This window comes from Gloeocapsa sp. PCC 7428, from assembly GCF_000317555.1.
Classification (GTDB): Bacteria; Cyanobacteriota; Cyanobacteriia; order Cyanobacteriales; family Chroococcidiopsidaceae; genus Chroogloeocystis.
The window spans coordinates 425,224-451,114 of record NC_019745.1 but is presented as its reverse complement, the minus strand read 5'-3'; the positions used below and the strand labels follow the sequence as shown (position 1 = coordinate 451,114).

The following is a 25,891-nucleotide window of genomic DNA, read 5'->3' as shown; positions in this document are numbered from 1 at the left end:
GAAAGCAGAGGAGCAGAGGAGCAGGGGAGAAATACTATAATGATACTCCCCTTTCACTAACCACTAGCCACTAATTGCTCACCCCTATTAAAATGCGCTACCGCCGCTTTGGGAAAACTAATCTTAATTTGTCTGTGTTCTCCTTGGGAACGATGCGCTATCTGACTTCGGAGGAGAACGCGCGACAAACAGTTTATCAAGCTATCTTACAGGGCGTGAATCATCTAGAAACTGCTAGAGGCTATGGCAAAAGCGAACAGTATCTAGGGGCAGCAATTAAAGCCGGATTACCAAAAACGCGATCGCAACTATACATTACAACTAAAATCGCCCCAACACTCGATGCGGATACGATGCAGCGGTATATTGATGAATCGCTCACGCGGTTAGGGTTAGATTATTTAGATTGTCTAGCCATTCATGGCATCAATACTTGGGAGCATCTTCACCTCATTCAGCAACCAAGCTGTATGCAAGCAGTTCAACAAGCTGTTGTGGATGGCAGAGTCCGCCATGTTGGTTTTTCTACCCATGCACCACTCGAAATTATTTTAGCAGCGATAGATACAGATTTATTTGAATTTGTCAATCTGCATTATTACTATTTTTTTCAGCGCAATGCAGCGGCGATCGCACTCGCAGCGCAAAAGGATATGGGAGTTTTTATCATCTCACCCGCTGATAAAGGTGGACTGCTTTACACGCCACCGCCAAAATTACAAGCATTGTGTCAACCTTTTTCCCCGCTAGAGTTGAACTATCGCTTTTTACTCAGCGATCCGCGCATCACAACGCTGAGTGTCGGAGCCGCAAACGCAACAGAACTTACAGTACCACTCAGTGTAAGCGATCGCACGGCACCTTTAACACCGCAAGAAATTGCTGTAATGCAGCGTTTAGAAGCAACTCAAGAAAATACGCTAGGCAGCGATCGCTGTAGCCAATGCAACGCGTGTTTACCTTGTCCTGAGAAGATTAATATTCCCGAAGTGCTGCGTTTGCGCAATCTAACTGTAGCGTACGATATGACGGAATACGGCAAATATCGTTATGGAATGTTTGAAAATGCTGGACATTGGTTTTCTGGAATGAAAGCCAACCGTTGTACCGAATGCGGTGATTGTCTGCCGCGTTGTCCACAACAGCTTGATATTCCAACATTACTCCAAGATACTCATAGTAGACTCAACGGACGCGAAAGACGGCGATTGTGGGATTAATTACTAGTCATCACAAGTTGGACGATCGCTTTAACTAATGCGGCTGGTTCGACAGGTTTAGCAAGATGTTTTTGAAAGCCAGCCGCGAGGATTTGTTGGTGGTTCGTTTCGCCTGCGTAGGCGGTGAGTGCGATCGCAGGAATATCGCCGCTTTGATTTTGAGGAAGCGATCGCAGTGTCCGAATTAATGTATAACCATCCATTTCGGGCATCCCGATATCACTTAAAAGAATATCAGCGCGATCGCCGCGCGTAAACACCTCAATCACTTGTTTTGCAGACGTAACAGCGCGTACGCTAGCGCCATACTCTTCGAGGATAAACACAATCAAATCGCGGGTATCTGCTTCGTCATCTACAACAAGTACCTTAATTCCTTGTAGCGTCGGTACATCGTCAACTACCAAATTTTCTTGGTTCGCTGGCGGTGTTGCAGTGACTAAAGGTAGGAGTACCGTAAAAGTTGCGCCTTGCCCTATTCCAGGGCTTTCGGCTTGAACAGTACCACCGTGTAATTCTACTAAGTGACGTACAATCGCAAGTCCCAGCCCTAATCCACCAAAAGATCGTGTTGTCGTGCTATCAGCTTGCCGAAAATAGTCAAAGACAAAAGGTAAGAATTCAGGCTCAATACCTTTACCCGTATCAATAACGCGAATTTGCGCTTGGCGATCGCTACTGTTGAGTTGAATCTCAACTTGACCGCCAGCCGCAGTAAACTTAACAGCATTAGAGAGTAAATTCCAAACAACTTGCTGCAAGCGGTTCGCATCTCCTAAAACTTGCCCTGTCGGTTCAAAATTTGTGATGAGCTTAATTGCTTTGACTTCCGCTGCTAGTTGTACCGTTTCCATCGCGGCTGTAATTACCGTAACTAGATCTACAGGAGCTATATTTAGACTAAGTTTGCCACGTAGAATTCGCGAGACATCGAGTAAGTCTTCGATCAGTTGCGACTGTAACTTGGCGTTGCGTTCAATTGTTTCTAACGCGTACTTAGTTTTTGCCGCATCAAAATTATGCGTTAAAAGTAGCTTTGACCAACCCAAAATTGGATTAAGCGGCGATCGCAATTCGTGCGAAAGTACAGCAAGAAATTCATCCTTGAGCCGATTAGCGGTTTCTGCTTGCGTACGTGCTTGTTGTTCGGCTGCGTACAACCTAGCATTTTCGATAGCTACCGACGCCATCTGCGCTAATTGCACAATAATTGCTTCGTCTTCTTCGGTAAACTCGCCAATATACTTATCAGATAACTGAATTAACCCAATATTACGTCCATCGCGTCCTGTCATTGGTGCTGCTAGCCAACCCCGCATCGGTGGATGTTCCGCCGCGTGTATCCCAAATCCTCGGCACCGTGGATGTGCTTCTAGTTCAGCTTGCGTCATCCGTATCGGGCAATTTAGATGACAAACGCACGCATAAATTCCTGAGCCATCTGGTTTTTTATCATAACTTCGCCACTGCGCATACTTGTCAGATAGCGAGACAGCGTTAATCGCCTGCGCCCAGTTTTGATTGGCTGTCATACTCGTAATCGACTGATGCGCGCCAACAATTGCCCGCGCTTGTTCGGTAATCACTTGTAGCACTTCTTCTACCGAAAGCGCAGAGTTGATTGCAAGTGCTGCTTCGGTTAGCCCATGTAACTGTCGCGTATATTGCCGTTCGCGGTTGAGTAGCTGAGTGCGTTCTTCTTCGGCTTGTTTGCGCTCTAATTCTGCGGTGGCACGCGTTGCAAAGACTGTTAAAAGCGGTTCTGCGAGATAAATGTTTTCTAGCGGTTTGCAAGCCATAATCGCCAGCAACCCCAGCACTTTGCCAGTAGAATCTAACAGTGGAGTTGCCAAGTAGCTTTCAATCTCCATCTGTGCTAGTAGATAATTCTCTGGAAACTCTGCTTGAATGTTACGCGGATAGCAGCAGGGCTTTTTTTGCTGAATAACGTGTCTACAAGGTGTATTTAGCAATGAATATTCAATATTTTCGACAATTTTATTTTGAGCGTAGAGCGCGATCGTTTTAATGTTCTCTTTTTCTGGCTCGACTAATTCGCCAATAAATGCATATTCTACGCCTAGTGCTTGCGTAAGGTGTGTTACCAGCGACGTAAAAAATGCTTCCCCTGTTGCTGCTGAAACTCCCTCAGTAATTTCTAGTAATGCAGTGTCCAACTGAGAGATTTTATAAGCAGCAAACCGTAACTCTAATTCATCAACGACGATCGCCGCTAGGTCGGCAAGCGTTGCTTGCTGTTGTGGACTAAAATCGTCATGCGGTTGACTATCTACTAAGCAAATCGTGCCTAAATTAAAGCCATCGCTTGTGATCAGCGGCGCACCCGCATAAAAACGAATTCCTGGTTCGCGCAATGAAAAGTCCTTACACGCAAATTGCGGATCTTCACGAGTATCTAAAACAACAAAAACATCATCTGACAGAACAGCGATACTACAGATAGTGTCTTGGCGCGGAATCTGCCGCGAATCAAACCCATGCGCAGATTTGAACCAAGCCCGAAATTCATCAACGAAGGAAACTAGCGCAACAGGCACATTAAACAAGCGTGCTGCCAAAGCCGTAATGCGATCGAATGATTCTTCGGGAGGTGTGTCAAGGATGTTATAGCGACGTAGTGCTTCTAGACGCTCTGATTCATTATGCGGCAAAGGAACAGCAGCCAAAATACCTCCAGAAAACACACCCAATTGTCAAGTAGCTTGGTTAGCAAAGACTAGAATTTTTTTATCACTAAATCTTATTACTCAGTTGATGTTAGCTTACTACTGCTGTGTTCGTAAAGATGCTTTCTGTCTTGCTTTCAAGCACTTTAGCTACTTCTCACATTGCTCAACTGACGACTGATTTTGAACACAAAAAGCCCTCGTTAGCCTTAGTCGTCTAACGAGGACAAAGAGTTGTGTATCTATCGCTTGTTGCTTCAAGTACTGTATACAATACTAGAAGACAAAATTAGATGTTCACTCCAACAGGGCAAGCGACGTTAGTTCCACCTAGACCACAATAGCCATTAGGATTTTTTGCCAAATACTGTTGATGATATCCTTCAGCAAAGTAGAATTCTGGAGCCTCCAAGATTTCTGTTGTAATTGTTTTATAGCCCGCAGCGATCAGCGCTTGTTGATAAGCTTCTTTGGACGCTTCAGCCAATTTTTTCTGTGCTTCAGAGTAAACATAAATGCCAGAACGGTATTGTGTCCCGACATCATTACCTTGCCGCATTCCTTGCGTGGGATCGTGGTTTTCCCAAAAGATTTTCAAGAGTTGCTCGTAACTCACCATTTTAGGGTCAAACACAACGCGCACAACTTCATTGTGTCCTGTCATTCCGCTGCAAACTTCTTGATAAGTAGGATTGGGTGTGATGCCACCCGCATAACCTACCGCTGTGATAAAAACCCCGTTTTGCTGCCAGAATTTGCGCTCTGCACCCCAGAAGCAGCCCATACCAAACATGGCAATTTCCATGCCGTCAGGATAGGGAGGTTGTAAAGCATTACCATTGACATAATGACGTTCAGGTACTGGCATTTTTTCAGTACGTCCTGGTAAGGCTTCTTCGGGCTTGGGTAGGGTTAACTTCTTGCCTAATCCAAAGAGCATAGTAATTTATGAAAAACATCTTTATATTACTTAATATAACGCGTATTGTTAGCCAATTCCATCTTTCGTTGCTGAGCTTGTGGTGTATGGCTCAATAAACTTACTTGTCTTTGAAATTACAGCTTCACAAACTGCTTTAGAATCTTTTTTTATTTTACTTAAAATTGGCAACTTAGTTTTTCTTGCACGTAGTTATGGAGAAGATGAAAGATTGTTTATGAAGCACGTTATTCGTATAGGTTTTATTTTTTATTGTCAAGTTATCATATCTGTAATTTTTGACAAATTATTCTGACTGCGATTAAATATTTAAGATTATTCTTTTGTTCTAAAACTTGTTTTAAAATATTATCTTTCACATATTCAGAAATCTAAAAATATTTGGATATTTTAAAAAGCAAATCCTAGAGACTTTTTGTCGCAGCTAGGCAAGCAAATGATTAACTGGGATAGGTGTATCAACTGATAAAAAAATTGGCGCAGGGGAAAGTGAAGAATTATGCTTTGTTGCAACCCCTCTTTTGAACTGAGATAAAGAGCTTGTTGCGATTTGGCTGTGCAATGCTTTACGCTGGTGACAAAATGCACTCTCTGAACTTCATGCGATCGCGAATATGAGCGCTAAAGTAGCTCAGAAAGTTTGGTATGCGCTCGTCATCTTCAACACAACTTCAAAGCTATTGACCAAATTATCTTATTTATTGCCCTCTGTTACCCGCTCATTTACTTATCAAAGTCGCAATGTTGTATTATTATCAATTAACAGCGGCTTACCATCGGGGGAAATCGCCCCAAATTTTGCAAAGTAGCGTTGTGCAGAAATAGGGAAATCAGGAAATTCAAATAGTGCATCTCCAGCCGCAATATCTGCCCAAAAATAGCGCAGATGAGGAGCAAGTTTTTCGGCTTCGACTTGCGGTAAATTCAAAGGCGGCTGAGTCAATAGCTTGATCATAAAGGGAAAACTGCGATCGCCAATCCATTGACGCGACATTTCTTGCAATTCGGGAACATCTGGTACGGCTTCGACACGATGTGACTCGATTTTTAACCAATTTTGACCCGCATCGTCTTGATAAAACTGTACAACGCGATAAGGATGAGGATAGCTGACGAGCGAACCTGTTGTAATTTCATAGATATTCTGCCACTGCGCGACATCCTGAACGTGCAAATGTCCGGTAAAAATCAACTGTACGCCAAATTCTTGGAGTAGCTGCAACAAATCTGGTGCATTTTCTATCATATATCGCCGACCAAGTTGATGGCGTGATTGATGCGGTATGTGTTCGATGACATTGTGATGTATCATAACAAACACAACATCTTCGGTGGTTTGAGCAAGAACTTGCTGTAACCACTTCATTTGGTCGTCATCGATGCGTCCGATGAGTTGCCCTTGTGCATTAAAATAGTTGGAATTTAAACTAATGAGTCTTAAACCAGGTAATACTTGACAAGTGTAGTAAAGTTGCTGCGAATTTTCATAGCCAAACTTGCGATAATACTGGGGAAAATCGCTAGCGGCGATCGCTTCTTTGCCTGGAATCGCTGTTTCAAAATCGTGATTGCCTGGAATAACATAAACTGGAAAAGGCAACTGTGCTAAACGCTGTTGCAACCACGCATGATTGTCTGGTTCGCCATCCTGGGTTAAGTCACCAGGTAGTAGCACAAAATCGAGTTGTTGTTGTTCTAAATGCTCAAACACAAGATCTAATGCAGGAATGCTCACTTCCACCATATGAAATCGACTGGGATGACTCCAGACTGTGTGAGGAAGGGCAATGTGTAAGTCGCTAACTACGGCAAAGCGAAAATTTAAGCTCATGACGCAAATTTGTTACAGCCGTTGATTATATAAATAAGCCTAATTATGCATCACATCCAGATTAGGAACTAGGGATGAGGTTGTTAAGCAAATTCTTTTAACTCAAAACTCAATTGTCAGGAGGGCAAACATTGGCACCTGTCCGCGTACGTCAACACGTCAATCCATTATCGCAGAAGTATCAAACACCCGTTCAGCCTTTAGATTGGGAAAAAGTCTATGCAAACGTTACTCAACCGCTACATCTAGATATTGGTTGCGGTAAAGGGCGATTTCTAGTGCAAATGGCAACAAATGAGCCACATTGGAATTTCTTAGGGCTAGAAATTCGCGAACCGCTTGTCGTAGAAGCAAATCATTTGCGCGACGAATTAGGACTATGCAATCTACATTACTTGTTTTGTAATGTTAATAATTCGCTAGCACCGCTTTTAAGTAATTTAGCTGCTAACACACTACAACGAGTCACAATTCAATTTCCCGATCCTTGGTTTAAAAATCGTCATTCTAAACGGCGCGTTGTGCAACCAGAGTTAGTTGCAGAGTTAGCAAAACACCTCGCGGCGGATGGTATTGTCTTTCTGCAATCGGATATCAAATCAATCGCTGAAGAAATGTGCGATCGCTTTGCAGCACATCCTGCTTTTCATCGCCAAGCAACGCAATGGTTAGCCGAAAATCCTTTACCAATCCAAACAGAAAGAGAAAAATCAACCGTGTCACGCGGAGAACCTGTGTATCGGGCGGTGTTTATTAGGGGTGAGTAAATCACAGATCTTGACACTTAGATCCACGTAGGTAGCCACATCCGCAATCGATAACTTTCTGGGGTTAAGGGTAAACCAAGATAAATTGGCATCCAAAAGATAAATGCTGCCAAAATCAGGAAAATGATTGTCACCGCGATGCCTCGCAAAAGCAAAGAGTAACTTTGTAGCCAACGAGTAACTAACCAGGCGATCGCCATTCCAGCAAAAACTGAAGCCCCCATGTAGTGATAAATAAAGAGACAGCGGGTTACTCTTACCCAAGGCAATAAATTCGCTAACCAGTTTAATACTAGGTACAGCGCCACCCAAGTATCGGTAGGCGATGCACGGTAAACTAAACGACTGCTAGTGTTCCTAAGCCAACTGATGAAGCGTCTGACTAGTCTCCAAAGCAAAGTCACAATTCCCACTGTTGACAGCCACCATAAGATGGGATTTCCGATCGCATGAACGTCGTAAATCACACGGGCGTAGCTTGCGGGCAGTGGTGGTCCTACAATTGATATTGGCGCAGTGGTTGATTGTGCGATGTAGTAAAAGTAGGCTACGGGTCTAATCATGAACAGCCAACTGAACCAAGAAGAACAGTAAGGATGAACATCCGCACCGCTACCAATGTTTTGATGGTAAGACAATATTTTTTGCTGTACTTCCCAAAAGTTCGGAGATGGGTTGAGATACAAATGAGGAATCCATTGAATGCTATAAAAAGCAACGGGGATAATACCTAAATAAAATACAACTTGCCAAAGATTAATTTGTCGGAGGTTAACTAAAGGCGTAGTTTGGATATATTCATTCTGGTGATAACTGTGACGTCGAGCTAAGAACCGATTTAACCATGCTGCTACCCAAATAGCGTAAGCTCCCAATAAAAACCATAAGCCATTCCACTTGACTGATATGGTTGCACCGAAAGCAATTCCGGCAAGTGCGAGCCAGATCGGGCGTTGTCTTTTATGCTGTAAGGCAAGTAAGAAACACAACTGTCCTAACAGCCCGAAAAGCACCAGATAAATATTATTTAATGCGTAGCGTGACTCGACTAAAAACAAGCCATCAGCAGCAGCGAACAAGGCTGCAATCAAAGCATAGGTGCGATTGTAGCTTATTTGGTACGCGATTCCAGCGATGACGAGGGGGATAAAAGAACCCGTAAGCGCGTTTAGCCAGCGATAACTCCACGTAGACCGTAAGGAACCTGTTAGGCTATTCACGGTATCTTGTCCAATGGGAAGATGACTGCCAATCCACATTCCGATCGCAATAATATATTTGCTTAAAGGTGGATGTCCATCAAAAAAGGGAGTGCGAGTCAAATAGTTGTTGGCGAAAATAGCGTAGTAAACTTCATCAAAGACTAAGGTATTAAACCGACTTAGTTGCCAAAACCGTAGACCCAGCGACACTAGAAATATTGCTAACATTCCTAGCCAAAACCACGGCGATCGCTGGAGAGATTTTTTTGCAAATGACATAGAACCACGCTCTTTAGCTCACAGCATCTTAATATTTTGCCTGGATGCGTTACTTATAGTACTGAAAATTTGTGAATTTAGTAGAGCTTATCGCAGATATCACCAGTTGCGCGATCGCCTTGCCAAAAAACTTGATAATGACTTGCAATAAGTATAAAGTAATTCATAGAGATTATCTTGCATGACAATGGTACAGAAAAAACATAGGGTCTGTATCGTTGAAGTGACAAATATTGTGACTGATTAACGCACGAACTTGATAATTGTTTGTAGTTGGTTATCTTTACTACTACAACGCTTTGTTGATGCAAAACTGCAAAAAATGACTTCAAAAGCTTCCTCATCAAATCGACTCGCTACTCGCCGCCTGACGCTTGCTTATGACAAAGCAACAATTATTAAAAACTTGGATTTGGCAATACCCAAAGGAAAAATGACCGCGTTAGTAGGTGCGAATGGGTGTGGTAAATCGACACTCTTACGGGGCTTAGCAAGATTACTCAAACCAAAATCAGGGGCTGTCTATCTCGATGCAGCGGATGTGTTTAAGTTATCTACCAAAGAGGTTGCCAAGCAATTGGGTATTCTCTCGCAATCACCCGTTGCGCCCGAGGGCTTAACTGTACGAGATTTAGTGGCTTGCGGGCGGTATCCTTATCAAAGTTGGTTGCAGCAGTGGTCGCCAGAAGATGAGCGGTTGGTAGAATTGGCACTAAGTATCACGGGAATGAATGAATTTGCTGAACGCGAACTTGATACGCTGTCGGGTGGACAACGACAACGCGCCTGGATTGCAATGGCGCTAGCACAAGATACGGAAATTTTGCTGTTGGATGAACCGACGACTTTTTTAGACTTGGCGCACCAAATTGAGGTGTTAGATTTGTTGCAGGAGTTGAATCATACGCAGGGTAGAACTTTGGTGATGGTGCTGCACGATTTGAATCAAGCTTGTCGGTATGCAGATTATTTGGTGGCGCTGAAAGAGGGAGGGATTTACGCGCACGGAAGTCCTAAAGAGGTTATGACAGAGGAAGTCGTGCGTGAGGTGTTTGGTTTGGATTCGCGGATTATTATCGATCCGGTTGCGGGAACGCCGATGTGTATTCCATTGAGTCGCAGGGTAAGAGGTGCGATCGCTTAAACGAACCACATAGGCGCAAAGAGATTTATGCAAGGGAGGTTGTGGCGGTTTAGGCTGGCGTTCTTAGCGTTGATTTTTGTGTTGCTGGTTGGCGGGTATGGTAGGGCAATTTTGCCAACCGCGACAGAGATTCTTTGGGATACGTATGGAGTTCCTCATATATTTGCTAAGGATGCGCGGGGTGCATTTCAGGCTTTTGGTTGGGCGCAGATGCAAAGTCATGGAGATTTATTGCTGCGGCTTTATGGACAAGCGCGGGGACGTGCGGCGGAGTATTGGGGAGAAGATTATTTAGCGTCGGATCGCTGGGTGTTGACGATGGGTGTACCCGATCGCGCGCGTCGTTGGTATCAGTTACAAAGTCCAACTTTTCAAGGTTATCTTGATGCGTTCGCGGCGGGAATTAATACGTATGCGCAGGAACACGGCGATTTGATTGATGATGATGTTGAAGTGGTGTTACCCGTTAAGTCAGAAGATGTGTTAGCGCACTTGCAGCGGGTGCTGTATTTTACGTTTGTTGTCAATCCGGCGCGAGTTTCAGGGGTGGAGACAAGATCTTTAGCGGGTTCTAATGCTTGGGCGATCGCACCTTCGCGTTCAGCAAATGGTCATGCAATGTTACTTGCAAATCCACATTTGTTGTGGTCGGATCGATTTTTGTGGTACGAAGCACAGTTGCAGGCTCCTGGTGTGAATATTTACGGCGCGACGCTTGTCGGGTTTCCTGGGCTGGCGATCGCATTCAATAATAATTTGGGGTGGACGTATACTGTCAACACGCACGATGGTTGGGATGCGTACGAATTGCAACTTCAAGATGATGGGTATCTTTTTGATGGCAAGATGCAGGCGTTTGAAACAGAGAATCTAACGCTACGAGTGAAACAACCTGATGGAAGCGTGCGATCGCAACCCCTCGTAGTACGACGTTCAATTCACGGACCTGTGATATCAAAACCCAATGGTAAATCAGTGGCGTTACGCGTTGTCGGGTTGGATCAACCAGGCGTACTAGAACAATGGTGGGATATGGCGCGGGCGAAAAATCTTGCGCAGTTTGAAGCGGCGTTGCAACGTTTGCAGTTACCCATGTTTACGGTGATGTATGCTGACCGTAAAGGTCACATTATGCACTTATTTAACGGTCAAGTTCCGATTCGGCGTGAAGGAGATTACAAATATTGGTCGGGTGTCATTCCTGGTGACACTTCAAACACGTTATGGACAAAGTATCATCCTTACCAAGACTTACCACGAGTCGTCGATCCTGCAAGTGGTTGGTTACAAAACGCAAACGATCCACCGTGGACGACAACATTTCCGCAAGCGTTAGATCCGGCAAAATTCCCCGCATATATGGCACCGCAATTTATGCATTTTCGGGCGCAGCGATCCGCACGGATGTTGAATGAAGATCCGCAAATTTCGTTTGAGGAGATGGTGCAATACAAGCACTCAACGCGCATGGAGTTGGGCGATCGCCTAATCGCCGATTTGATTGCAGTGGCGCGTCAGTATGGTAATGAATTGGCGCGTCAGGCGGCGGATGTTCTGGAAGCTTGGGATCGGCAAACGGAAGCAGATAGTAAAGGCGCAGTATTATTCGCAGCGTGGACGCAAGAAGTCAAATTTCCTGAAGTGTTTGCAACTCCTTGGCAAGCTGATTCCCCCTTGACTACACCGCATGGGCTAGCGAATCCGCAAAATGCGGTTAAAGCTTTAGAAACGGCGGCTAGCAAACTAGAACAGACGTATGGTGCATTGAATGTCCGCTGGGGAGATGTTTTTCAATTAGAGTACAGAAATCAAAAGTTACCTGGTAATGGTGGTTTTGACGATTTGGGCGTGTTTCGCACAGTCTGGTTTGCACCTCAAAAAGACGGCAGTTTTACATCAATTGGTGGCGATTCATATGTTGCAGCGATTGAATTTTCTAATCCCATTCGAGCAATGACACTCAATAGTTATGGTAATTCAACGCAACCCAATTCGCGGCATAACGGCGATCAATTATCGTTGTTTGCACAAAAGCAATTACGTCCAGTGTGGCGATCGCGTCAAGAAATTCAAGCCCACTTAGAGGAGCGCAAAATTTTTAGAATATAGATAGCATATCAGGAAAAAGCGAATCATTTGCGATTCTTTTCAATTTGTTTGCGAATAACCTGTTCTATTTCTTCTGGAGTCATATCTGCTGGATACCGCTGCGTTGTAGAGCTACGATTGATCAACTCACTTAAGGCTTCGTTAAATGCTTCATCATTATTTCTATTAACAGAGAGGAATTGTTTTAGTTCAGTTGCGGTCATTTCTTTAATGTTAGCCATATTTAGACAAATTCCCATTGACCATTTTCAAAGATTACTATTGCGAGTTCGTCATTGACACCAGCTTGAATATACAAAGTTTTCAGTTTTTGATCATAACGAAATATATTGATTGGCTGAAACATATCCGATAGTAGTTGACACAAATATACAGCCTTCAGTGCTTGTTCATTTGTTATCAATTAATCTTCCTTACTATTAGTTATACCAAACTATACTATTTCAGCTATCAGTTGGTCTACCTGATGAGATTACCAAAAAAAGGCGAATAGACCTCTTGCGCGAGTACTCTATATGTCATAGATAAGTTAATGTATTATACCATTTCTCTAAATAAGAACTACAATTAATTTCTCCTTTGCCCCTCTGCGGTCGATTTGTAGGACTTTAAGCCGAAACGATATTAGTTCTCTTCAATAGTCGATTGAATTATTGACTCCAACGCTGCTTCAATTCGTCTCCAACCTGTGGATGAATCAAAATCTATTCCCATAAACATATTGCTAACTTTAGTACGCAGTGTTAAATAGACAACTCCTGCAACTAAAACAGCACTAATTGCAGGAATATCCTTGTCTAACGGAAATGAACCCTTTTGCTCCAGAAATTTCAAACTGTCTAGGGCTAGTTGATCGCGGACATTCGCTAATTCACGGGTTAGTTCGTTTCCTTCTAGTAACTCCCATCTGAGAATTTCCTGTGTAATCGGACGCCTCTTTAAATCATGTAGAAATCCTAGCAATAGATAGGTCATCCAGTCTGCTAATGTCTCGGCATCAACGGTAGATTCATCACCGATTAGCTCTCTTGGTGAAATCCAATAACCTCCCTCCTTGCCAAAACACTGAAGTAGAGACGGTAACCCATCAAAATATCGGTAAATCAAAACTTTATCAACACCTGCTTCACGGGCGATCGCATTTACTCCCAATTGCTTAAATCCAGACTCAGCTAATAACTTGCCGACTGCTGCCAAAATTCGAGCTTTTGTTTCCTCTTTGTTACGAGCCATTAACGTTTGTTACCTGGTTGTCACTTACTGGTGACTATGATAGTGTGTCACTGAGTAGTGACTTATTAAATGCCTGATTTCCGTTGATTGAGAGTAGACTATGCAGAAAATTTCCTTTGATTTAGATATTTACTCTTACCAAATTGACTTCATTGGTCACGTTAACAATGCTGTTTATATTCACTGGATGGAGATAGGACGGACTAAACTGCTTGAAGCAGTTGGAATGCCAACTCATGAAATTTTCAAGCAAGGATTTGCACCAGTTTTAGTGCAAACCAACATTAGCTATAAATCACCTTTATATTTAGGCGATCGCGTTCAAATAGAACTTTGGCTATCTGAATTGCGCAATGCTTCTGCTACTATGCAATTCCGTTTCTACAACAATCAACAGATACTTGCAGCTGAGGGCGTTCAAAAGGGCTTGTTTGTTGACAAGCAAACTATGCGTCCACGACGGCTTTCTCTAAAAGAAAGAGCTTGGTTTATCCCATATTTAGACTCAAATACTGAAGCTCAATCTTTCAACTAAGCCCTCCGAGTGAAGTCAGGGCTATTTAAGCAAAGTATACTTTCGTACACTCAAACAAGATTTTTATCATTAGTTCTACAAAAAAGCAATGCGCCGAATCGGTTTGAGGAATTTAGCAATGGCGTGTTTGTCATTGCAATCAACCTACTAGTAATTGAAGTTTGAAAAATTAGGTTCAGTAACATCAGGAAAGTTCTCAAAATTACGCCGTACCCAATCCATACCTACTTCATTATTGAGTTTGATTTTCTGAGGCGTATTTGCATAAATTTTCCCTAGAATATCCGTATCTTGATCGACGACGACCTTGCCAAACTTGAGATAAGTGCTGCCAAATAACTGAAATGCAGGGTTTTTAGCTTGACCAAACAGCAAAATGTAAGTTCGCGTCCGATTCTCCGCTTCTGGTACAAAAATGTGACACTGCGCCGCTTTACCCAGTGGCATTTCTCCATGAAAAATAACAAGGGATGGAAAATGATTTTCTAGGTGTGCTTTAATCGTGCTGGGCAATAAAAATAAATCTGGCTTCTTAAGCTTTTCAATCAAGCTATAAGGTGCTGTGGGCATATCATAAAACGCATGGGAATGATGCCCGTTATCAACAAATCGATGAAATTCTACTTCGGTAATTTGAAACAAATCGCGGTGAGTCCCATTTTGATGATTGTAATCGTGCATAATCAGCAGCATGGTCAGCAAATCTGTTTCAACACTCGCATCTGCTGTATGCCCAATAAAGTCATAGGTCTTGGCAATCTCATTGAGGACAGCGGGAATCGGTATTTTTGGTTCATATCCGCCATAAGACCAAATAAAATCGCCTTGAATAATCAGGGATAAAGGATTGAGTTGCGGTAACGTTTTTTTATTCGGCCCAGGTAAAACTGTGCAGCCTTCTGCATCAAATTTCAAAGCATGAAACGGGCAAACGATCGCACTTGTGCCATCACTTTGGATTTCACACCATCCTTCTGATAGCATTGCTCCCATATGCGGACAAGCATTAGGCAATGCATGAACATTTCCCCCAACATCCTTCCACATTACGTAATCAATACCATACAAAGATATTTTACGCGGTTGCATTGACAACATCGACTTATGCGCCAACAACCAAGGTGCGCCAGGAAGCATTGACGACATGATGTTACTCCGCTTGATATAAAATTGTGAGGAATTCGTCGTGTTTATAGAATATGACAAAATCCTCGCATTCGTCAAGAAGTTTGCGCCGTCAACCTAAACAACAGCGTGGTAAAGAACGGGTTGAAAAAATCTTGGATGCGGCAGCGGCGGTATTTGATGAAGTGGGTTACGCAGCAGCAACGACTCATCAGATTGCGGCAAAAGCAAAGACAGCGATCGGCTCTTTATATCAGTTTTTTCCCGATAAAGCTGCCATTTTTCGGGCAATGGAATTACGGCATATTGAGCGAGTCAAAGCAATGTGGGCACAAGTCAACACGCAGGAAGTTACGCAGTTACCATTACGTCACATGATCCACACGCTTGTGAATGCTGTCGTGGAACTGTTTGAACAGCCGGTGTCGCGGGTAGTATTTGTGCAGTTTTACAGTTCCCGCGAGATTTTCCAGTTGATCGACGAAAGCATGACGCAGCAAGCTATTGATTTTGCAACTCATCTCTTTCAGCAGCGAAACCCAGCCTTGGACGAGGCGCAATGCAGTTTACTTGCAGAAGTTTGTGTTCATAGTAGTAACGCCGTGATTTTGGCAGCACTTCGCAACCCAGATCAGCAGCATCGGCAACAACTCACGCAACAAATTGAGGAGTTGTTTGTGTCATATCTAGAACCGTATATGGGTGACAATCGGTTAGAGAATGTAATGAAAGTAATGAAATGTCCGCATTGTCAATCGCAGCAATTGTCTAGAAACGGGTATCGCAGGGGGAAGCAGTGCTATATCTGTAAGGCGTGTGGAAAACAGTTTGTAACAAACTCGATGCGATCGCGTGCATTGAAGACACATGAGTAACAGCAATCGCACGCATCAGCGCCACCAGTATAAATGATGTGTAAATTGTGTATAGTATTTTGAAAATTCAACACTAAAAACACTTTCGCAGTTTATTACAAGTTGCGTTTCTCTGACCAAGAAAACTGATACTGGTTCAAGTGCCAATTTTTTCCTGCTACAGCTAACGCCCCCATATATCCAGCATCAGGAATAATTTCTTGCAGTGTCCAGCGCTGAACTTCAGATTCATCCCAAGCGGTGTAGAGTAATTTCGCAGGTTCTCCTGGAAGGCATGAAACATCAAATTTGTCTAATGGTAATGATAACCCTTTTCCTGTCGCTTTGATAAAGGCTTCTTTGCGCGTCCAACAGGTGAAAAACGCAGTTGTTTGTAGATGTAGCGGAAGCGATCGCAGTACTGCTACTTCGGTTGGTGAAAAGAATCTTGCTGCAATTTCTTGACAGGGAAAATCATTGCGAATGCATTCAAGATCGACTCCAACATCACAATTTTGCGTAACTGCAATTAAGGCGAGTTCCTGTGAATGCGATAAGTTGAAGCGTAACGGTTCTTGATTGGCGACAACAAGACTTGGTTTACCGTAGGCGTTGTAGCTAAAGTTAATTTCGTTGGGTTGAATCTGGAGATAGTTTGCGAGAATTTGTCGGAGTACTCCACGACCAACAATAAAGCGATCGCGGTGTAATTGTAAATAAAAACGTTCGGCTCGCTGCTGTTCTGTAGCGCACAAAGTACTAAAAAGACTGCAAACAATCGTTGCATCAACATCTAAAGCCACACGCCACACGTGAACTTCGTTACCAGATAAAGTAAGATTTGACGGTGGATTCACCCACAACTCAGCAGTATTCATTCAATATCGTACTTCGCTATTACCAATTACCTATTACCTATCTGCAAAGATTTTTTAATACTATGTAATAGCAGATCTTCAGCAGAATGCAAAAAGAAATGATCGCCAGGAAACATTTCCACAGAAAAGGCTGCAATTGTTTGTTGTTGCCAAGCTTCTAGTTCAGTTAAATTTGTTTCTGGATCTTGTAATCCGCCAAACGCTGTAATTGGACAATTTAGCGGCGATTCTTTTGTATAGACATAAGTTTCAACTACTGCAAAGTCTGCACGTAATATTGGTGATAGTAGTTCCATTAATTCGGCATTGGCTAGTACTGCTTCAGGAGTACCATTGAGGTGACGAAGTTTAATGAGAAACTCTGGTTCAGGTAAAGTATGAATAAATGATGCTTCAGAAGAAATTTGCGGGGCGCGACGACCAGAAACAAATAGATGTAAGGGTTCTATTCCATAATTTTTGCGTAAGATGCGCGTTAGTTCAAAGCTAACGATCGCTCCCATACTATGACCAAAAAATGCAAAAGGCTTATTTAAGTGCGGTAGAATGTTGACGGCGATCGCTTCAACTAGTGGTTCTAACTGTGTAAACGGCGGTAGTGTCATCAGCCTTCCTCGCCCTGGAAGTTCAATTGCACAAACTTCAAGATCAGGTAGGTTTTTTCCCCAAGAACGAAAGCTTAATGTTCCTCCTCCAGCATAAGGAAAGCAAAATAGCCGCATATCGGCTAGGGGATTGGATGAGAGATAGGTAACGAAGTTAGCCATTTATAGAGAAATTGTAGAATTTGGCATTCTACAATATGAATTTATATTTAATTAGTTATTTTCTTCCGCTTCTGCTACCATTAACATTGTTTTCAAAACCGAATCAGGATTAAGACTAATTGTATCAATACCTTGTTCAACTAAAAACTGAGCAAATTCAGGATAGTCACTAGGTGCTTGTCCGCAAATACCAATTTTACGATTGTGTTTTTTTGCAGCAGCGATCGCTATTTTTACCATCCGTTTAACTCCTTCGCTGCGTTCGTCAAATAATCTGGCGACAAGTGCAGAATCGCGATCAATTCCTAAAGTCAACTGCGTTAAATCGTTAGAACCAATCGAGAATCCATCAAATACTTCGGCAAATTCCTCTGCCATAATTACATTATTAGGCAACTCGCACATCACGTAAACTTGCAAGCCATTTTCACCTTGCTTCAAGCCATTTTTTGCCATTTCGGCGAGTACCATTCGCCCTTCATCAGGAGTGCGACAAAAAGGAATCATTGGGATAATATTTGTTAAACCCATTTCTTCGCGTACCCGCAGAATTGCTTGACACTCCAAAGCGAAACCATCACGATATCCTTCATCGTAGTATCTGGCTGCACCCCGCCACCCTAACATCGGGTTTTCTTCATCAGGTTCAAATTGTTTTCCACCTAAAAGATTTGCATATTCATTACTCTTAAAATCAGACATTCGCACAATCACAGGTTTAGGATAAAAAGCCGCAGCAATTCTGCCAACACCTTGTGCTAATTTATCAACAAAGTATTGTGGTTTATCGTCGTATAATGCTGTTAATTCGGCTATTTTTGCTTTAACAAATTGGTCTAACTTGCCGTAGTTTAATAAAGCTAGCGGGTGAACTTGGATATGATTAGCAATAATAAACTCAAATCGCGCTAATCCTACTCCATCATTCGGAATCGCAGCGAGGCGAAATGCTTCTTGCGGATTACCCACGTTCATTAAAATTTGCGTGCGCGTACGCGGTAAATTTTCTAAAGGAATTTCTTTGACTTCAAAGGGTAATAATCCTGCGTAGACTTTTCCTTCTTCACCTTCTGCGCAAGAAATTGTGATGTCTTGATTTGTTTGCAATACCGTTGTCGCATTACCACAACCAACGATCGCCGGAATTCCCAACTCGCGTGCAATAATTGCTGCATGGCACGTTCGCCCGCCTTGATTAGTAATCATCGCGCTGGCTTTTTTCATAATCGGTTCCCAGTCAGGATCGGTGCGATCGGTAACTAAAACTTCTCCTGGAAGGAATTGATCGATTTTACTCGCATCGGTGATGACATGAGCTTTCCCTTGGGCGATCGCACTTCCCACCGCGCGCCCGATAACTAATGGTTGTGCCTCTACTTCGGTGGTAAACTCATAGTTACGTAGTATATTGGTGCTTTTTTGTGACTGCACCGTTTCAGGACGTGCTTGGACAATAAACAATTCTTGCGTAATACCATCTTTTGCCCATTCAATATCCATTGGTGTGTGTTTACCGTGAACTTGCGAATAATGGTCTTCAATTAAACACGCCCACCGTGCAAGTTGTAAAATTTCTGCGTCATTTAGCGCAAATTGATTTTTTTCTTCAGCGGATACTTTGATATTTTTGGTGAGTTTAGAACCGTCGTCATACACCATCTTTAATTCTTTACTTCCCAATCTTTTATCTAAAATTGGGCGAAATCCAGCTTTTAAAGTTGGTTTAAACACGTAGTATTCGTCGGGATTGACTGCACCTTGAACAACATTTTCACCTAATCCATAGGCGGCTGTAATTAACGCAGCATCTGGAAAACCCGTTTCAGTGTCAATCGAAAACATCACCCCAGAAGTTGCTAAATCGGAACGTACCATTTTTTGGACGCCGACAGAAAGCGCTACATCAAAATGATTGAATCCCTTAATTTGTCGATAGGAAATCGCGCGATCGGTAAATAAGGAAGCAAAGCAACGATGGCAGGCTTCTAAAACTCTAGAAATACCGCTAATATTGAGATAAGTTTCCTGTTGTCCCGCAAAACTGGCATCAGGTAAATCTTCAGCAGTCGCACTCGAACGTACTGCAACATCCGTATCAGCGCCGTAGCGATCGCACATAACTTGATAAGCATCTGTAATTGCTTGTTGCAAATCTTCAGGAAACGGCGTATTTAAAATCAGCGATCGCGCTTGTTTACCAACGTGGCGTAAATGGTTAACATCAGCAACATCAAGACCAGAAAATAGCGATCGCAGTTGTGCTTCTAACTCTGCTGCTTGAATAAAGTAGCGATACGCTGTCGCTGTTGTAGCAAACCCATTAGGAACATTGACACCTTGTGATGTTAGCTGTTGAATCATCTCTCCCAACGAGGCATTTTTACCACCTACCAAAGGGATATCCGCAATACCAACTTGATCGAACCAAAGGATCAGCGATCGCGCTTGCGAAGAAGGGAAATGTTCTTCAGCTACTCTTACCATAAATCTTTTTTTTACTGATAATATCAATAATTTTGTAACTGGTAATAGGTAATTGTTGTTCTCTACTCATTACCCATTACCTATTACCCTGCCTTAAATGTAACTTGCTAAATCTACTAAACGATTTGCATATCCCCACTCGTTATCATAGTAAGCAAGCACCTTAACAAAGTTATCGCCGAGAACACTCGTAGAAGAAAGATTAACAATTGCTGAATGCGGATCGCCGACGCAATCAGAAGAAACTAAAGGAACTTCACTGACTTTGAGGATCTCGCGCATTCCATTTGTTGCATACTTGCGTAAAGCGTCATTCACTTCTTCTACAGATACCGATTTTTGTAACACTGCATTCAAGTCTGTTACTGAACCTGTGGGAGTCGGTACGCGCAACGCCATTCCATCAAGTTTTCCTTTGAGTTCGGGTAACACTAAAGCCACTGCTGTCGCTGCGCCGGTTGTTGTTGGTACAATATTTTGGGCTGCACCACGTCCCCGCGTCCACTCCGCAGGATGTCCGGTATCGACTAATCGCTGATCGGCAGTATAGGCGTGAACTGTTGTCATCAACGCCTTCTCAATGCCAAATTCATCATGCAAAATTTTGGCGATCGGTGCAAGACAGTTAGTCGTACAAGAAGCCGCAGAAATCACAGAATCGCGATCGCGATCGTAACTTTCATGATTCACGCCATACACAAACGTGGGTACAGATGAACCCTTCGCTGGCGCACTGATAATGACTTTTTTACATCCAGCTTCTAGATGCAATCCAGCTTTATCTGCACTGCGGAAAATTCCTGTAGATTCGATCACAACATCGATATCCATCTGCTTCCACGGAAGCGCCACTGGGTCTTTTTCCGCGACAAGTTCAATTTTTTTCCCGTCAATTATCAAACCCGTATCGTCATAGTCCACTTCTGCCGGAAACTGCCGATACACTGAGTCGTATTGCAGTAAATACGCCGCTAAGTCGGGTTTCAAGACAATATCATTAATTGCGACAACTTCCAAATCTGGCTTGCCATAAGCAATACGTAAAAACGCACGTCCAATTCGTCCAAATCCATTAATTGCAACTCGTTTCATGATGACCTCTTGATTTAAAGCACTTTTTTATTAGTTAAGTGGTAACAACTAAATTCAGAAGATGCCGTAGCTTAGAACACGGCTAAGAAAGCTTCATCCGTGCTTTGGCAATTAGCATAGAACTTGTTCAATCCAAAATCCGATGAAAGTGGCAATATCAAGAAAGAAGGTATTGTAATAGGAAAAGTGACTTCTGAACCACAAGCGATCGCGAAAACCGAGTATCAAGCGGGAAAAGCCGCGTTTGAACGGGGAAAGTACCGTGAAGCAGTACAACATCTAGAAAAAGCCAGCGCCCTTATCGCCCGAAATACTCGCTTAGGAGGAGAAATTCAAATATGGCTAGTCACAGCGTATGAAGCCGCCGGACAGCAAAAGGAAGCCGTAGCACTGTGCGAACAACTCAAGCGCCATCCGCATCCAGAAACAAGTAAACAAGCGCGGCGATTACTTTACATATTACAAGCACCGCAACTCAAACGCCCTCAAGAATGGTTAACACAAATTCCTGACTTGGGCGCGTTACCCGATAATGAAAGTCAAACGCGATTAGGTAGTGGTACGGTGAGTAAAAAACGCCCATCGCCAACACCCGTAATTCCTGAACCGATCGATCCGAGTAAAGTCAATACAAAAGATAATCGGTTTATTTGGGTAGCACTCATTGCGATCGCGTTAACGCTTGCTGGGTTGATTTGGTCGATTTGAATCGATAGGAGGTTAAATGTCTGCGATTTTGACAATGCATAAAACTCGCATTTTGCGTACTTTTCTTCGATTTCTAGCGCGATGGCGGCTATTGTGGATTATTCTGTTGTCATCGCTGCTGCTTTCAGGGTGCGTGCAGTATCAAGCTGGTATAAACTTTGATAGCCCCAATCATGGCGAAATTATCCAGCATATTAAGTTAGGCGATCGCCTCATGACTTTTAGCGGCGATTCAGCGACAGAATGGTTAAATAGCATCGAGCGTCGCACGCGGAAACTCGATGGCAAAGTCAAGCGCATTTCTAATGAAGAACTCACCGTCACGATTCCTTTTAATAACGGTGCAGAACTCGAATCCAAGTTCAATGAATTCTTTCATCCAACTGCTAAAACAAATACTGCTGTCGTTGCACAATCATCCGAATTGCCTGTCGTTAAGTCGCAACTGAACCTCAATCAAAATAACTTTATTTTCTTACTCCGCAATCGCTTAGTTTATGAATTAGATTTGCGATCGCTTTCCTTGATCTCGACGAACGGTAACGTCCTCGTTAACCCTACTGAGATTCTTGACTTAGAGTTTCGCTTAAATACTCCTTGGGGGGCAAGAAACGTCGAAACCGACGCAAACGCCTTACAGCCTGAAATTGTCGGAAAACAACTCGTATGGCGACTGCTTCCAGGCGAACTGAATCACCTCGAAGCTATTTTCTGGCTACCCAACCCCCTAGGAATAGGTAGTTTCATTATCATCCTATTTGTCGCTTCAGGAATTTACTTACGCTACCATTTCATGCCCGATCCCACAACTCAAATAGCACAAAATTTAACTCCTGAAACTAAAACAACCTAAAAAGCTTGGCGAGAAAACTAATATAAATTTCTCTAGCCACTCTTTCCCTCACTCCTCACCCCTAATTTAGGGTGACAAGCGTTCAATTAGCCAACTTCCATCTTCCTGACGACGATAGTTGAGGCGATCGTGGAGCCGGCTAGGGCGTCCTTGCCAAAATTCAATCACACTGGGAATGACACGATATCCTCCCCAGTGGGGTGGTCGCGGGACTTCCTCATGTTCATACTTATTTTTGAGTTCCTGCAAGCGCTGTTCTAAAGCTTCGCGGCTAGCGACAACTTGACTTTGATCTGACGCCCAAGCCCCCAAACGACTATTTAATGGGCGACTGTGAAAATATGCTTCAGATTCCACATCAGATGCTTTTTCTACGCGCCCTTCGATGCGTACTTGACGTTCGAGTTCCGCCCACCAAAAGACGAGAGCAGCTTGTGGATTTGCTGCGAGTTCTTGTCCTTTGTGACTGTGGTAGTTTGTGAAAAAGACAAAACCGCGTTCGTCGAAGTCTTTTAATAGAACCATCCGCGCCGAAGGTCGCCCATCAGGGGTAGCAGTTGCTAAAGTCATCGCGTTGGGTTCAGGTAACTCGGCGGCTAATGCTTGGTCAAACCACGTTTGAAACTGTTTAAACGGATTGGGATCGGCGTCTTTTTCTTGAAAGCCTTGCAAAGTATAGTCTTTACGAAGATCCGCTACGCTGGTATTCATATTGCTCGATCGTTACTTGTACCCTAATTTGGATTTTAAAACGGGTTAAGATAATTTACCGAGCCACAACTAGAGAACCCTGATATATTTATCTGTAAATTTCGAGTACTAAGTGCGATCGCGCGGGCATTTTGTATGCTACGGTGTGGCGATCGCATTTCGTTACTTTTGAGTACTTAACCCTTAGTGAACTTTCAGATTTTTCATGCGTTGTCTAAAACGTCACTCTTCCCTACAATTCTCCTCAACAACGTATTGAGAACACAGCCTTTGGAATCACTATTTCTCTCTGACCTCTGACCCCTAACCTCTGATCTCTCTACCCATGGACGCTGCGCAACTACTAGCAAAAATTACACACTTGATTGAGCTTGCCGAAAAAGGAGAAATTGATCCCTGGGATGTTCAAGTAATTGACGTCATTGATCGCTACTTGAGTGTCGTTTTTGCAATTGATGAGACAACACAAACCGCCTCTGAAAAAAACTTATCACAATCAGGGCAAGCCTTCTTATCTGCGTCAATGCTTGTGTTATTCAAAGCTAACACCTTAGTTGAGCTAGAATCTCAACAAGCTGAACTACAGCCCGTTGAAGATGATTTTCTCTTAGATGCCAACGATACCTACACGCGAGTACGTTTACCCCTAGAACAGCAACTACGCCGCCGTCCAGCAGCTTTACCACCACCAAAGCGCCGAGTGACTTTGCAAGAACTCATTGCTCAGCTGCAATTAATGGCAAATCAATTGCAACTTTCGCAACAAGTATCATCAAGCACGCGGACGCGTAAGTTCTCCTCGACATCGCGTACACAATTGCGTCAGGCGTTGGAGTTAGCGCATCAGGAAAATCTCACTGAGGTCGCAGGAGAAATCGAACAATTTTTAAATTCTTGCACGTACAATACTCAACCGCAGGAACAGCGATGGCTAAATCTAGATCAATTGGTAGAGTTGTGGACTCAGACGAAGTGTTCCCATACACTTGAAACTTCAAGTCATGCACCCGTCCAAGAACGCGTTAGTGTTTTCTGGGCGTTATTACTTCTATCAGCGCAGTCAAAAGTAGAATTATCTCAAGATGAGTTTTATCAAGAAATCAAAATTCGGACAATTACTGCAATATAAGGGGTCAGAGGTCAGGGGTCGGAGGTTGGGGAGTTAAAGAAGCAGAGGTGCAGAGGAAGAATAGTGTTTTAAATAACTCAAAACTCATCACTACTCACTAACCACTCACCACTCTTTCCCTTGCCTCTAGTTTCTACTTATAGCTGTCAGTGGTTTCAATGATGACTAAATATTCAAATTTAAGCGATTATTAGGTATCAATCCGTTAACTTAAGTAGGCAGGCGAGATTAAACGTAAGATAGGAGAGACAATAAAACCTGTATCTTGCTTGAACCAATGCCCGCCCCTTTACGTATCGTTCTCAGCGAGGAATCAGACCGCACTCTGCAAGAATTACGAGTTGCACCCAGGGTAGCACAGCACATCAAAGACCGTGCTCATATGGTGCGACTGAATGCCCAAGGGTGGAACGTCCCAGCAATTGCCGAGATCTTCCAATGTCGGGAGCAGACCGTGCGAGAAACCCTCAAGCGGTGGCAGAAGGGTGGCTTGGGGGGATTATGGGATAGCCCTGGACGGGGGATGAAACGGCGGTGGGGTGAGGCAGACCTTTTGTATCTAGAAAACCGATTAGACCAAGACCAACGCACCTACAACAGTGCCCAATTATCCGCCCTGTTGGAGCAAGAGCGAGGGGTAAAACTGAGTGCAGACCGGATACGCCGGATTCTGCAAAAAAGGGGTTTTACTGGAAGCGCACCCGCCACCGACAGCAGCGTAATCCAGACCCAGTGTACCAAGGGCGCAAGCAAGCCGACCTCGACACGCTAGAGTTGGCAGCACAAGAGGGGCAGATCGACCTGAAGTACCTGGATGAAGCAGGGTTCTGTTTGTACAGCCCCGTCAGCTACAGTTACAGTCGAGTTGGGAGTCAAAAACAGTTGGACCAAGTGCCGACCCGTGGCAATCGCATCAGCATTTTGGGACTATGGCAACCGGACAACACCTTTGAGTATGCGCTGGTCCAAGGTGGGTTTAATGGTGAGAGTTATCTCACAGTGATGAACTGGATTGCCCAAAAAGCAGCCCTGTCGTTGGCGGAGACTGGACGCTTAACGGTTGTGGTGCAGGATAACTGCCCCATTCACAAGCGCGACATCGTGCGACAACATTGGCAACGCTGGCAAGAGGAAGGTTTATTGCTGTTCTTTCTACCGCCCTATAGTGCTCAAATGAATCGGATTGAAGACCAGTGGCATCAACTCAAAACGCATGAGATCGCAGGGCAGATGTTTGAAGATGAGTACGATTTAGCAATGGCAGTGATCAAAGGCATGGAAACACGAAGTCAAGCAGGAGGATATACGCTTGAGCGTTTTCGGTTTAATTCCGCCTAGCTACT

Annotated in this window: 21 protein-coding genes and 1 pseudogene; 10 read left to right on the top strand and 12 right to left on the bottom strand. The window is 43.6% G+C overall.

Features of this window, described 5'->3' with window-relative positions; genetic code table 11:
* The first annotated feature begins 92 nt into the window (after nt 1-92).
* Nucleotides 93-1,220 carry an aldo/keto reductase gene (locus tag GLO7428_RS02005; protein ID WP_015186882.1) on the top strand — a complete coding sequence of 376 codons (1,128 nt, stop codon included), beginning with the start codon at nt 93-95 and terminating at the stop codon, nt 1,218-1,220.
* Here GLO7428_RS02005 and GLO7428_RS02000 read toward each other — a convergent pair.
* From GLO7428_RS02000 to GLO7428_RS01985, 3 genes are all read right to left on the bottom strand, one after another.
* Nucleotides 1,217-3,907 (bottom strand): GAF domain-containing protein, encoded by a 2,691-nt coding sequence (locus GLO7428_RS02000; protein ID WP_231295535.1) that lies wholly within the window; start codon nt 3,905-3,907, stop codon nt 1,217-1,219. The two genes, GLO7428_RS02005 and GLO7428_RS02000, sit on opposite strands and share 4 nt — an antisense overlap.
* Nucleotides 3,908-4,196: 289 nt before the next feature.
* Nucleotides 4,197-4,847, bottom strand: coding sequence for a peptide-methionine (S)-S-oxide reductase MsrA (gene msrA, locus GLO7428_RS01995; protein WP_015186880.1), 651 nt, complete (start codon nt 4,845-4,847; stop codon nt 4,197-4,199).
* Nucleotides 4,848-5,577: 730 nt separating this feature from the next.
* Complete coding sequence (locus tag GLO7428_RS01985) at nt 5,578-6,678, bottom strand: metallophosphoesterase (RefSeq protein WP_015186878.1); 1,101 nt, start codon at nt 6,676-6,678, stop codon at nt 5,578-5,580.
* Between the two features lie 131 nt (nt 6,679-6,809).
* Between GLO7428_RS01985 and trmB the strand changes: the two genes are divergently transcribed.
* Nucleotides 6,810-7,445 carry a tRNA (guanosine(46)-N7)-methyltransferase TrmB gene (gene trmB / locus GLO7428_RS01980; RefSeq protein ID WP_015186877.1) on the top strand — a complete coding sequence of 212 codons (636 nt, stop codon included), beginning with the start codon at nt 6,810-6,812 and terminating at the stop codon, nt 7,443-7,445.
* Between the two features lie 17 nt (nt 7,446-7,462).
* Here trmB and GLO7428_RS01975 read toward each other — a convergent pair whose 3' ends face one another.
* On the bottom strand, nt 7,463-8,926 hold the full coding sequence (locus tag GLO7428_RS01975) for a dolichyl-phosphate-mannose--protein mannosyltransferase (RefSeq protein ID WP_015186876.1): 1,464 nt from the start codon (nt 8,924-8,926) through the stop codon (nt 7,463-7,465).
* A gap of 322 nt (nt 8,927-9,248) precedes the next feature.
* Between GLO7428_RS01975 and GLO7428_RS01970 the strand changes: the two genes are divergently transcribed.
* Entirely contained in the window at nt 9,249-10,070 is an 822-nt protein-coding gene (locus tag GLO7428_RS01970) for an ABC transporter ATP-binding protein (RefSeq protein WP_015186875.1), read from the top strand.
* Between the two features lie 27 nt (nt 10,071-10,097).
* Nucleotides 10,098-12,179, top strand: coding sequence for an acylase (locus GLO7428_RS01965; protein WP_015186874.1), 2,082 nt, complete (start codon nt 10,098-10,100; stop codon nt 12,177-12,179).
* Nucleotides 12,180-12,202: 23 nt separating this feature from the next.
* Here GLO7428_RS01965 and GLO7428_RS01960 read toward each other — a convergent pair whose 3' ends face one another.
* Nucleotides 12,203-12,400, bottom strand: coding sequence for a hypothetical protein (locus GLO7428_RS01960; RefSeq protein WP_041918485.1), 198 nt, complete (start codon nt 12,398-12,400; stop codon nt 12,203-12,205).
* A gap of 403 nt (nt 12,401-12,803) precedes the next feature.
* Entirely contained in the window at nt 12,804-13,412 is a 609-nt protein-coding gene (locus GLO7428_RS01950; RefSeq protein WP_015186871.1) for a TetR/AcrR family transcriptional regulator, read from the bottom strand.
* A 100-nt stretch (nt 13,413-13,512) separates the two neighbouring features.
* Here GLO7428_RS01950 and GLO7428_RS01945 point away from each other — a divergent pair, with 100 nt between their 5' ends.
* On the top strand, nt 13,513-13,947 hold the full coding sequence (locus tag GLO7428_RS01945; RefSeq protein ID WP_015186870.1) for a thioesterase family protein: 435 nt from the start codon (nt 13,513-13,515) through the stop codon (nt 13,945-13,947).
* A 147-nt stretch (nt 13,948-14,094) separates the two neighbouring features.
* On the opposite strand, the gene GLO7428_RS01940 is transcribed toward GLO7428_RS01945, so the two are convergent.
* Entirely contained in the window at nt 14,095-15,093 is a 999-nt protein-coding gene (locus GLO7428_RS01940) for a Rieske 2Fe-2S domain-containing protein (RefSeq protein WP_015186869.1), read from the bottom strand.
* Between the two features lie 53 nt (nt 15,094-15,146).
* Here GLO7428_RS01940 and GLO7428_RS01935 point away from each other — a divergent pair, with 53 nt between their 5' ends.
* A complete protein-coding gene (locus GLO7428_RS01935) occupies nt 15,147-15,947 on the top strand; it encodes a TetR/AcrR family transcriptional regulator (RefSeq protein WP_015186868.1) in 801 nt (266 codons plus the stop codon).
* A gap of 95 nt (nt 15,948-16,042) precedes the next feature.
* Here the strand turns inward: GLO7428_RS01935 and GLO7428_RS01930 are convergent, their stop codons facing one another.
* From GLO7428_RS01930 to gap, 4 genes are all read right to left on the bottom strand, one after another.
* Entirely contained in the window at nt 16,043-16,804 is a 762-nt protein-coding gene (locus tag GLO7428_RS01930; protein ID WP_015186867.1) for a 4'-phosphopantetheinyl transferase superfamily protein, read from the bottom strand.
* A gap of 26 nt (nt 16,805-16,830) precedes the next feature.
* Nucleotides 16,831-17,571: a thioesterase II family protein gene (locus tag GLO7428_RS01925; RefSeq protein ID WP_015186866.1), complete on the bottom strand. Its 741-nt coding sequence runs from the start codon at nt 17,569-17,571 to the stop codon at nt 16,831-16,833.
* Between the two features lie 51 nt (nt 17,572-17,622).
* The gene (ppsA, locus tag GLO7428_RS01920; RefSeq protein ID WP_015186865.1) at nt 17,623-20,055 is read right to left on the bottom strand and encodes a phosphoenolpyruvate synthase; all 2,433 of its coding nucleotides are present in this window, start codon (nt 20,053-20,055) and stop codon (nt 17,623-17,625) included.
* A 93-nt stretch (nt 20,056-20,148) separates the two neighbouring features.
* Nucleotides 20,149-21,147: a type I glyceraldehyde-3-phosphate dehydrogenase gene (gap, locus tag GLO7428_RS01915; RefSeq protein WP_015186864.1), complete on the bottom strand. Its 999-nt coding sequence runs from the start codon at nt 21,145-21,147 to the stop codon at nt 20,149-20,151.
* A gap of 186 nt (nt 21,148-21,333) precedes the next feature.
* Between gap and GLO7428_RS01910 the strand changes: the two genes are divergently transcribed.
* Nucleotides 21,334-21,855: a tetratricopeptide repeat protein gene (locus tag GLO7428_RS01910; RefSeq protein WP_015186863.1), complete on the top strand. Its 522-nt coding sequence runs from the start codon at nt 21,334-21,336 to the stop codon at nt 21,853-21,855.
* A gap of 16 nt (nt 21,856-21,871) precedes the next feature.
* Nucleotides 21,872-22,708: a DUF3153 domain-containing protein gene (locus GLO7428_RS01905; protein WP_015186862.1), complete on the top strand. Its 837-nt coding sequence runs from the start codon at nt 21,872-21,874 to the stop codon at nt 22,706-22,708.
* A gap of 66 nt (nt 22,709-22,774) precedes the next feature.
* Here GLO7428_RS01905 and pdxH read toward each other — a convergent pair whose 3' ends face one another.
* Entirely contained in the window at nt 22,775-23,419 is a 645-nt protein-coding gene (pdxH, locus tag GLO7428_RS01900; protein ID WP_015186861.1) for a pyridoxamine 5'-phosphate oxidase, read from the bottom strand.
* Nucleotides 23,420-23,744: 325 nt separating this feature from the next.
* On the opposite strand from pdxH, the gene GLO7428_RS01895 reads away from it, so the two are divergent.
* Complete coding sequence (locus GLO7428_RS01895; protein ID WP_015186860.1) at nt 23,745-24,548, top strand: segregation/condensation protein A; 804 nt, start codon at nt 23,745-23,747, stop codon at nt 24,546-24,548.
* A gap of 277 nt (nt 24,549-24,825) precedes the next feature.
* Nucleotides 24,826-25,886, top strand: a pseudogene (locus GLO7428_RS27175) (IS630 family transposase).
* Nucleotides 25,887-25,891 lie beyond the last annotated feature (5 nt).

Coding starts and splice junctions, on each gene's coding strand:
- GLO7428_RS01905 (WP_015186862.1), top strand. CDS start 21,872: ATGTCTGCGATTTTGACAATGCATAAAACTCGCATTTTGCGTACTTTT.
- msrA (WP_015186880.1), bottom strand. CDS start 4,847: ATGCTCTTTGGATTAGGCAAGAAGTTAACCCTACCCAAGCCCGAAGAA.
- GLO7428_RS01965 (WP_015186874.1), top strand. CDS start 10,098: ATGCAAGGGAGGTTGTGGCGGTTTAGGCTGGCGTTCTTAGCGTTGATT.
- gap (WP_015186864.1), bottom strand. CDS start 21,147: ATGAAACGAGTTGCAATTAATGGATTTGGACGAATTGGACGTGCGTTT.
- GLO7428_RS01935 (WP_015186868.1), top strand. CDS start 15,147: ATGACAAAATCCTCGCATTCGTCAAGAAGTTTGCGCCGTCAACCTAAA.
- GLO7428_RS01925 (WP_015186866.1), bottom strand. CDS start 17,571: ATGGCTAACTTCGTTACCTATCTCTCATCCAATCCCCTAGCCGATATG.
- GLO7428_RS01930 (WP_015186867.1), bottom strand. CDS start 16,804: ATGAATACTGCTGAGTTGTGGGTGAATCCACCGTCAAATCTTACTTTA.
- GLO7428_RS01940 (WP_015186869.1), bottom strand. CDS start 15,093: ATGTCGTCAATGCTTCCTGGCGCACCTTGGTTGTTGGCGCATAAGTCG.
- GLO7428_RS01970 (WP_015186875.1), top strand. CDS start 9,249: ATGACTTCAAAAGCTTCCTCATCAAATCGACTCGCTACTCGCCGCCTG.
- GLO7428_RS01985 (WP_015186878.1), bottom strand. CDS start 6,678: ATGAGCTTAAATTTTCGCTTTGCCGTAGTTAGCGACTTACACATTGCC.
- GLO7428_RS01945 (WP_015186870.1), top strand. CDS start 13,513: ATGCAGAAAATTTCCTTTGATTTAGATATTTACTCTTACCAAATTGAC.
- GLO7428_RS01895 (WP_015186860.1), top strand. CDS start 23,745: ATGGACGCTGCGCAACTACTAGCAAAAATTACACACTTGATTGAGCTT.
- ppsA (WP_015186865.1), bottom strand. CDS start 20,055: ATGGTAAGAGTAGCTGAAGAACATTTCCCTTCTTCGCAAGCGCGATCG.
- GLO7428_RS02005 (WP_015186882.1), top strand. CDS start 93: ATGCGCTACCGCCGCTTTGGGAAAACTAATCTTAATTTGTCTGTGTTC.
- GLO7428_RS01960 (WP_041918485.1), bottom strand. CDS start 12,400: ATGGCTAACATTAAAGAAATGACCGCAACTGAACTAAAACAATTCCTC.
- GLO7428_RS01975 (WP_015186876.1), bottom strand. CDS start 8,926: ATGTCATTTGCAAAAAAATCTCTCCAGCGATCGCCGTGGTTTTGGCTA.
- pdxH (WP_015186861.1), bottom strand. CDS start 23,419: ATGAATACCAGCGTAGCGGATCTTCGTAAAGACTATACTTTGCAAGGC.
- GLO7428_RS01950 (WP_015186871.1), bottom strand. CDS start 13,412: ATGGCTCGTAACAAAGAGGAAACAAAAGCTCGAATTTTGGCAGCAGTC.